Origin of the sequence: Streptomyces sp. WELS2, assembly GCF_013870595.1 — a bacterium.
Taxonomy (GTDB): domain Bacteria; phylum Actinomycetota; class Actinomycetes; order Streptomycetales; family Streptomycetaceae; genus Streptomyces.
Window position 1 is genome coordinate 1 of record NZ_JACBWZ010000260.1, and the last position, 7656, is coordinate 7656.

10 protein-coding genes are annotated in these 7656 nt (G+C 71.5%); 3 read left to right on the forward strand and 7 right to left on the reverse strand.

What is annotated here, in order from left to right:
* The 3 genes from H5J33_RS16945 to H5J33_RS16955 all read right to left on the reverse strand — a co-directional run.
* On the reverse strand, positions 1–618 hold a 618-nt coding region (locus H5J33_RS16945; RefSeq protein ID WP_181795747.1), incomplete at its 3' end, for a DUF2637 domain-containing protein.
* Positions 619–711: 93 nt separating this feature from the next.
* Positions 712–1587, reverse strand: coding sequence for a DUF3558 domain-containing protein (locus tag H5J33_RS16950; RefSeq protein WP_258565167.1), 876 nt, complete (start codon positions 1585–1587; stop codon positions 712–714).
* 115 nt (positions 1588–1702) lie between these two features.
* Positions 1703–2584, reverse strand: coding sequence for a DUF3558 domain-containing protein (locus tag H5J33_RS16955; RefSeq protein ID WP_181795749.1), 882 nt, complete (start codon positions 2582–2584; stop codon positions 1703–1705).
* A 215-nt stretch (positions 2585–2799) separates the two neighbouring features.
* On the opposite strand from H5J33_RS16955, the gene H5J33_RS16960 reads away from it, so the two are divergent.
* Positions 2800–3993, forward strand: coding sequence for an RtcB family protein (locus H5J33_RS16960; RefSeq protein ID WP_181795750.1), 1194 nt, complete (start codon positions 2800–2802; stop codon positions 3991–3993).
* On the opposite strand, the gene H5J33_RS16965 is transcribed toward H5J33_RS16960, so the two are convergent.
* From H5J33_RS16965 to H5J33_RS16980, 4 genes are read right to left on the reverse strand one after another with little or no spacing between them, the layout of a single operon-like run.
* Positions 3983–4588, reverse strand: coding sequence for a TetR/AcrR family transcriptional regulator (locus tag H5J33_RS16965; protein WP_181795751.1), 606 nt, complete (start codon positions 4586–4588; stop codon positions 3983–3985). The two genes, H5J33_RS16960 and H5J33_RS16965, sit on opposite strands and share 11 nt — an antisense overlap.
* 32 nt (positions 4589–4620) lie before the next feature.
* Positions 4621–4791, reverse strand: a complete 171-nt coding sequence (locus tag H5J33_RS16970) for a hypothetical protein (protein WP_181795752.1) — start codon at positions 4789–4791, stop codon at positions 4621–4623.
* The gene (locus H5J33_RS16975) at positions 4788–5567 is read right to left on the reverse strand and encodes an SDR family NAD(P)-dependent oxidoreductase (RefSeq protein ID WP_181795753.1); all 780 of its coding nucleotides are present in this window, start codon (positions 5565–5567) and stop codon (positions 4788–4790) included. Before H5J33_RS16975 ends, H5J33_RS16970 begins: the two co-directional genes overlap by 4 nt.
* 51 nt (positions 5568–5618) lie before the next feature.
* Positions 5619–5957: a YnfA family protein gene (locus H5J33_RS16980; RefSeq protein ID WP_181795754.1), complete on the reverse strand. Its 339-nt coding sequence runs from the start codon at positions 5955–5957 to the stop codon at positions 5619–5621.
* Between the two features lie 146 nt (positions 5958–6103).
* On the opposite strand from H5J33_RS16980, the gene H5J33_RS16985 reads away from it, so the two are divergent.
* Both H5J33_RS16985 and H5J33_RS16990 read left to right on the forward strand, forming a co-directional pair.
* On the forward strand, positions 6104–7192 hold the full coding sequence (locus H5J33_RS16985) for an LLM class flavin-dependent oxidoreductase (RefSeq protein ID WP_181795755.1): 1089 nt from the start codon (positions 6104–6106) through the stop codon (positions 7190–7192).
* The coding region (locus H5J33_RS16990; RefSeq protein WP_181795756.1) for a CE1759 family FMN reductase at positions 7189–7656 on the forward strand (468 nt) is incomplete at its 3' end. The genes H5J33_RS16985 and H5J33_RS16990, both read left to right, overlap by 4 nt.

Here is a 7656-nt window from a genome sequence, read left to right on the forward strand (position 1 = left end):
CGGCATCAGGGACTCCACCGGGGCCTTGCGGCGCCAGGCGCGGCCGAAGCGGGAGCGCAGCCGGGCCTGGTAGACGAGACGTTCCTGCTCCAGCTTGATGACCTGGTCGTAGGAGCGCAGCTCCCACAGCTTCATGCGGCGCCACAGCAGGAACGTCGGCAGCGGCGAGAGCAGCCAGCGGGTGAGGCGGACGCCCTCCATGTGCTTGTCCGCCGTGATGTCGGCGATGCGGCCCACCGCGTGCCGGGCCGCCTCGACCGCCACCACGAACAGCACCGGGATCACCGCGTGCATGCCCACGCCCAGCGGGTCCGGCCAGGCGGCGGCGCCGTTGAACGCGATCGTCGCCGCCGTCAGCAGCCACGCCGTCTGGCGCAGCAGCGGGAAGGGGATCCGGATCCAGGTCAGCAGCAGATCGAGGGCGAGGAGGACACAGATGCCCGCGTCGATGCCCACCGGGAACACATAGGAGAAGTTCCCGAAGCCCTTCTTGACGGCCAGCTCACGGACGGCCGCGTACGAACCGGCGAAGCCGATACCGGCGATGATCAGCGCACCGGTCACGACCACGCCGATGAGAACGCGGTGCATCCGAGTCAGCTGCGGTGACGCGGCCACTCGTACTCCCCTCCCGTTGCGTGTTGTTGCGCGCAACAGGGTGGCACACGTGTACGGCGAACGTTGTACCGGTCACCCACTGCGCCGGTACGGTCAGGCCTTCGCGCCGGCCGCCTCGGACGCGGACGCGCTCGGCGAGGACGGCTTCGAGGGCGTCCCGGAAGCGGAGTCCGACGGCTGCGAACCCGGCTCGCCGGCCGCGCCGTTGGCCTTGGACACCGACGCCACGGCCTCCTTCAGCGCCTTCTCGGCGTCCTTCGTCAGGTCGTCGGCGTCCGGCGTCTTCTCGCCCGCGAGACCGGCGCCGTTGTAGTCCAGGGTGACCACGACGTTCTCCACCCGGGCGACGACCGTCTGCTGCTTGAAGAGGCCTTCCTTCTTCTTCAGGTCGTAGCGCACCGCCGCCGCCTCCGCGCCGGTCCCGGACAGCGGCACCATCTTGGTGTCCTTGGCGCCGTCCACCGACTGGGCGTCCTTCACCTGCCGGCTGAAGTACGCGTGCGCCTGCTCGTCGGCGGGGCCCCGCGTGACGTCCGAGTCGAAGCGCAGCAGGGAGATGTTCAGCCAGCGGAACTGCGAACCCTTCACGCCGTTGTTGGCCAGGCTGTCCCAGGCGCAGGAGGCCCGCGACGACGGCTCGTCCGAGCCGCCCTTCTTGCCCGACTTCGACGCCTTGGGGACCAGGTCGCCCAGGGTCTTCTGCGACAGCACGGTGCACGGGTCGGGCAGCTTCGCGTACGCGGCGGGCCGCACGGTCGGCGACGCGCTCGCGGACGGCTTGGTGCTGCCGCCGCTCGCCGTCGCACCGGCGCTCTCGCCGGCCTTGGGCTTGGAGTCACCGGAGTCCGAGGAGCAGCCGGCGGTGATCAGGACCGCGGGCACGGCTGCCGCGCAGACAAGCGCGTGGCGCAGGCGCTTGGCTCGCTGGTGTCGCTGGGCACGGTCGTCTCGCTGGGCTGCTCGCTGCATGGTTCCTTCACTCATGACGCTCGGTGTTCGTGCGGGTTCCTGCGGGGCCACGGTACGCGGTACGGAAGCCGTGCGGTTCCCGTTCGCGCGCCGGGCGGCGGGGCCGGCCGGGCGGTCAGCCGCCGAGCGCGTCGTCCAGCCGGGCGGCCAGATCACGGGCCCTGTCCTGCATTTCCTTGCTGTCCGGGACCGTTCCGGTGGCCGTCGGCTGCTCCTCGTACTCGAGGGTGACGACGACGTTGGACGTGCGGAACACCACAGTCACCGTGCGCTGTTCGGCGGTCGGGCCCGAGGTGCTCAGCTGGTCGTCCAGATACGCCTCGTCGCCGAGGTCGGACAGGGTGCGGGGCTGGAGGTCCGCGGCGGAGTCGGCGGAGTCGGACGGCGTGGCCGAGGTGGAGCCGGAAGCGGCCGAGGACGACGGGGAGTTGGCGGACGGGTTCGCCGCGGACGGGTCCTTCGCGGGTGAGGACGCGCTGCCGCTCGGGGAGCCCTTCGCGGACGCCGTCGGCGTGGGGGCCGCGGGCGGTGCCGTGTCGCCGCTCGGCGCGGGCAGGTCGGCGGCGGCCTGCTTCTCCTGGAAGAGCCGCTGCGCCTGGTCGTCGTCGCTGACCGTGTTGTCGTACGACACCACGCGTTCGAAGTCGACCGAGAGACGGTCGGTGACGTCGGCCGACTCGACCTTCCAGCGGCAGCCCACCTTGCGGTCGGTGTCGTAGGTCAGCTCGGCCTCGCCCTGGTAGGCGCGGTCCCGCTGGACGGGGTCGGTGATCCGCTGGATGCCGGGCAGCAGCGTGTCCAGGGCGTCGTGACCGACCGCGCCGCAGGGCTCGGGGAGCGTGCGGTACTTGCCGGGCTGCGCGGCGACGACCGGCCGGCCGGTGTCGCCCGGGTTGGCGTTGTCCTCCGGCCCGGCGTCCCCGGAGCCGCTCGTGCAGCCGGTCAGCAGCGCCGCGAGGAGGGCGGCGGTGCCGGTTGCATAGGCCTTCCGCTGCACGGTCGGGCTCCTCTCGACGGTGTGTGGGCTCTCGGTGCTCCAGTGTCCCCGCCGGTTATTCGCTTGCCGCGGCGGGGCGCCCCCTGCAGACAATGTGTATCGCACGCACTGCCGTGGCCGCCGGTCCCTCGCCCCTTTCGCCGACCTTGGCGCCTCTTTTGCGTTTTGCTGCTTTCAAGTCTTTTGTTGCTGTTTCCCGGGGGAAAGAGGAAGACATGTCGTACGTGGAGATACCGGGCGCCAAGGTGCCGATCCGGATGTGGACGGACCCGGCGACGGTCGAGGACGTGGCCCTGCGCCAGCTCCAGAACGTGGCGACCCTGCCGTGGATCGAGGGCCTGGCCGTGATGCCGGACGTGCACTACGGCAAGGGCGCGACGGTCGGCTCGGTCATCGCGATGCGGGACGCGGTGTGCCCGGCGGCGGTGGGCGTCGACATCGGCTGCGGGATGTCCGCGGTCAAGACCTCCCTGACCGCGAACGACCTGCCCGGGGACCTGTCCCGGCTGCGGTCGGGGATCGAGCGGGCGATCCCGGTGGGCCGGGGGATGCACGACGACCCGGTCGAGCCCCGGGGCTTCCACGGGCTGGCCACGGCCGGGTGGGAGGACTTCTGGGGGAGGTTCGACGGGGTCGCGGAAGCGGTCAGGTTCCGTCAGGAACGTGCCTGGAAGCAGATGGGAACGCTCGGCAGTGGAAACCACTTCATCGAGGTGTGCACCGACACGGACGGTGCCGTGTGGCTCATGCTCCACTCCGGCTCCCGCAACATCGGCAAGGAACTCGCCGAGCACCACATCGGCGTCGCCCAGAAGCTGCCGCACAACCAGGGCCTGGTCGACCGCGACCTCGCCGTCTTCGTCGCGGACACCCCGCAGATGGCGGCCTACCGAAACGACCTGTTCTGGGCGCAGGAGTACGCCAAGTACAACCGCATGCTCATGATGGCGCTCCTGAAGGACGTGGTCCGCAAGGAGTTCAAGAAGGCCAAGCCGGTCTTCGAGCCGGAGATCTCCTGCCACCACAACTACGTGGCGCAGGAGCGGTACGACGGCGTGGACCTGCTCGTCACCCGCAAGGGCGCGATCCGTGCCGGGTCCGGGGAGTACGGCATCATCCCCGGCTCGATGGGCACGGGCTCGTACATCGTGCGCGGCCTCGGCAACGAGCTGGCGTTCAACTCGGCCTCGCACGGCGCCGGCCGCCGGATGAGCCGGAACGCGGCCAAGCGGCGCTTCTCCACCAAGGACCTGGAGGAGCAGACCCGGGGTGTGGAGTGCCGCAAGGACTCCGGTGTCGTGGACGAGATCCCGGGCGCCTACAAGTCGATCGACCAGGTCATCGACCAGCAGCAGGACCTGGTCCAGGTGGTGGCCAAGCTGAAGCAGGTCGTCTGCGTCAAGGGCTGACACCGGGATCGGCCCCGAGCGAGTCCAGCCAGTGCAGCAGGCGGGTGGTCTCGCGGGTCGTGACGGACGGGTCGCGCAGGGCGTGGGTCAGGGCGGACATGCCCTGGTGGGCCGAGACCAGGGCGAGGGCGTGGCCGTCGGGGTCGGGGACGCCCCAGGCGCGGAACTGGGCGGCGGTCCAGTCCAGGAGGCGGCGGAGCACCGCGCCGGCCTCGGCGGCCAGTGTGCCGTCGGCGCGTTTGCCGAGTTCGGCGGCCAGGGTGCCGGTGGGGCAGCCGTGCCGGGCGGTGGTCTCGCGCCGGGCCGCCCAGGTCCCGACCAGGGCCTCGAGGCGCTCGCGCGGGGTGGGCAGCCGGTCCAGACCGGCGATGAGTTCGTCCAGCCGGTCGCGCTGCTCGCCCAGCGCGGCCCGGACCAGGTCGTCCTTGGTCTTGAAGTAGTAGTAGACGTTCCCGGTGGGCACGCCGGCCTCGCGCGCGATGTCGGCGAGGGTGGTGCGCTCGACGCCCTGCTCGTGCAGGACGCGGGCCGCCGCCGCGGCGAGCCGCCGGCGCTTCTGGGCCGCCTGCGTCCGGCGGTCGACCGAGTTCGTCATCCGACCGACTATAGGCAGGAGTGTCCCGGATCCTACTTCGCGTGCCGCACGGCGTAGATCATGACGAACGCCACGAAGTGGATGCCGAAGAGGAAGTAGGCCAGGAAGTACCAGACCTGGCGTTCGTCCTTCGTCTCCTGGGCCAGCCGGCGCTGCTCCGGGGACTGCTCCGAACCGTCCGCCGGGGGCGCGCCCTCGGTCACCGCTGCTCCCGGTGCACCTTGGTGTTGGACGCCTGGGCGCGCGGGCGCACCACCAGCAGGTCGATGTTGACGTGGCTGGGGCGGGTCACCGCCCAGGTGATCGTCTCGGCCACGTCGTCGGCGGTGAGGGGCTCGGCGACGCCCTCGTACACCTTGGCGGCCTTGTCCGTGTCGCCGCCGAAGCGGGTCAGCGCGAACTCCTCCGTGCGGACCATGCCGGGCGCGATCTCGACGACCCGGACCGGCCGGCCGACGATCTCCAGGCGCAGGGTCTCGGCGAGCACGTGCTCGCCGTGCTTGGCGGCGACATAGCCGGCGCCGCCCTCGTAGGTGCCGTGGCCGGCGGTGGAGGAGACGACCACGACCACGCCGTCGCCGCTCGCCTCGAGCTTCGGCAGCAGCGCCTGCGTCACGTTCAGCGTGCCGATGACGTTCGTCTCGTACATCGAGCGCCAGTGGGCCGGGTCGCCGGTGGCCACCGGGTCCGCGCCGAGGGCGCCGCCCGCGTTGTTCACCAGGACGCCGATCGTCTTGAAGGCGGAGGCGAACTCGTCCACGGCCGCGCGGTCGGTCACGTCGAGCTGGTAGGCCACCGCCGAGTGCCCGGCCTTGGTCAGCTCCTCGGCGAGGGCCTCGACGCGGTCCTTGCGGCGGGCGGTGAGGACGACGCGGTAGCCGGCCGCGGCGAGCTGCCGGGCCGTGGCGGCGCCGATGCCACTGCTCGCGCCGGTGACGACGGCGATGCGGGAGGCGGCGGACGGGGCGGCGGTGGCCATGGCGGCTCCTGGTGCGGCGTCGGGACGGTTGCGTCCAGCGTAAGTGAGGCCTCAGCCGCCGTTCCGGGGTGCCCACATGATGATCGCCATCCCGGCCAGGCAGACCAGCGCGCCGGCGATGTCCCAGCGGTCGGGCCGGTAGCCGTCGGCGACCACGCCCCACAGGATCGAGCCGGCCACGAAGATCCCGCCGTAGGCGGCGAGGATGCGGCCGAAGTGGGCGTCGGGCTGGAAGGTGGCGACGAAGCCGTACGCGCCGAGCGCGAGGATGCCCCCGGTGATCCACAGCGGGCCCCGGTGCTCCCGTACGCCCTGCCAGACCAGCCAGGCGCCGCCGATCTCGAACAGCGCGGCGACGACGAACAGGGCGGCGGAGCGGAGGACCGGCATGCGGGCAGCTTCGCACACGGCGTCCTGACGGGCCGTGCCGCCGGTCACGGGGACGGCCCGCGCCTTCCGGGAGCGGTGAGGAATACCCGGGGCCGGCCGGCCGTTGGGGCGGGTGTAGTTGAACGGTCAACCAAATGGAGGCGGCCATGCAGTTCGGGATCTTCACCGTCGGGGACGTGACCACCGACCCGACCACCGGGCGGACCCCGACCGAGGGCGAGCGGATCAAGGCGATGGTCGCCATCGCGCTGAAGGCGGAGGAGGTCGGACTGGACGTCTTCGCCACCGGTGAGCACCACAACCCGCCGTTCGTGCCGTCGTCCCCGACCACGATGCTCGGCTACATCGCCGCCCGCACCGAGAAGCTGATCCTGTCCACCTCCACCACCCTGATCACCACCAACGACCCGGTGAAGATCGCCGAGGACTACGCGATGCTCCAGCACCTGGCCGGCGGCCGGGTGGACCTGATGATGGGCCGGGGCAACACCGGGCCGGTGTACCCGTGGTTCGGCCAGGACATCCGGCAGGGCATCAACCTCGCCGTCGAGAACTACGCCCTGCTGCGCCGGCTGTGGCGCGAGGACGTCGTCGACTGGGAGGGCAGGTTCCGCACCCCGCTCCAGGGCTTCACGTCCACACCCCGCCCGCTGGACGGGGTCCCGCCGTTCGTCTGGCACGGCTCCATCCGCTCCCCGGAGATCGCCGAGCAGGCCGCGTACTACGGCGACGGCTTCTTCCACAACCACATCTTCTGGCCCGCCGACCACACCAGGCGCATGATCGAGCTGTACCGCCAGCGCTACGCCCACCACGGGCACGGCACCCCGGAGCAGGCGATCGTCGGACTGGGCGGCCAGGTGTTCATGCGGAAGAACTCCCAGGACGCGGTACGGGAGTTCCGCCCGTACTTCGACAACGCCCCGGTCTACGGCCACGGGCCCTCGCTGGAGGACTTCACCGAGCAGACCCCGCTCACCGTGGGCTCCCCGCAGCAGGTGATCGAGAAGACGCTCTCCTTCCGCGAGTACGCCGGCGACTACCAGCGCCAGCTGTTCCTGATGGACCACGCGGGCCTGCCGCTGAAGACCGTCCTGGAACAGCTCGACATGCTCGGCGAGGAGGTCGTCCCCGTGCTGCGGAAGGAGTTCGCGAAGAACCGTCCGGCGAGTGTGCCGGAGGCCCCCACCCACCAGTCGCTGACCGCCGCCGCGCGCAAGGAGGCCCTCGTATGAAGCTCGTCGTCGTATCGGCGGGACTGGGCGTCCCGTCCTCCACCCGGCTGCTGGCCGACCGGCTGGCCGCCGCCGTCCACGGGCACACGCCGGTGGACGTCCGGGTGGTCGAGGTGCGCGACCTCGCCGTCGAGATCGCGCACCGGTTCACCAGCGGTTTCCCGGGCAAGGCGCTCGCCGCCGCGCAGGACGCGGTGGCCGGGGCCGACGGGCTGATCGTGGTCACGCCGGTGTTCAGCGCGTCGTACAGCGGGCTGTTCAAGTCCTTCTTCGACGTGCTGGACAAGGACGCGCTCGCGGGCAAGCCGGTGCTGATCGCGGCGACCGGGGGATCGGCACGGCACTCGCTGGTGCTGGAGCACGCCCTGCGGCCGCTGTTCGCCTACCTGAGGGCCGTGGTCGTGCCCACCGCGGTGTACGCCGCCTCCGAGGACTGGGGCGCCGAGGGGCTGCCCGAGCGGATC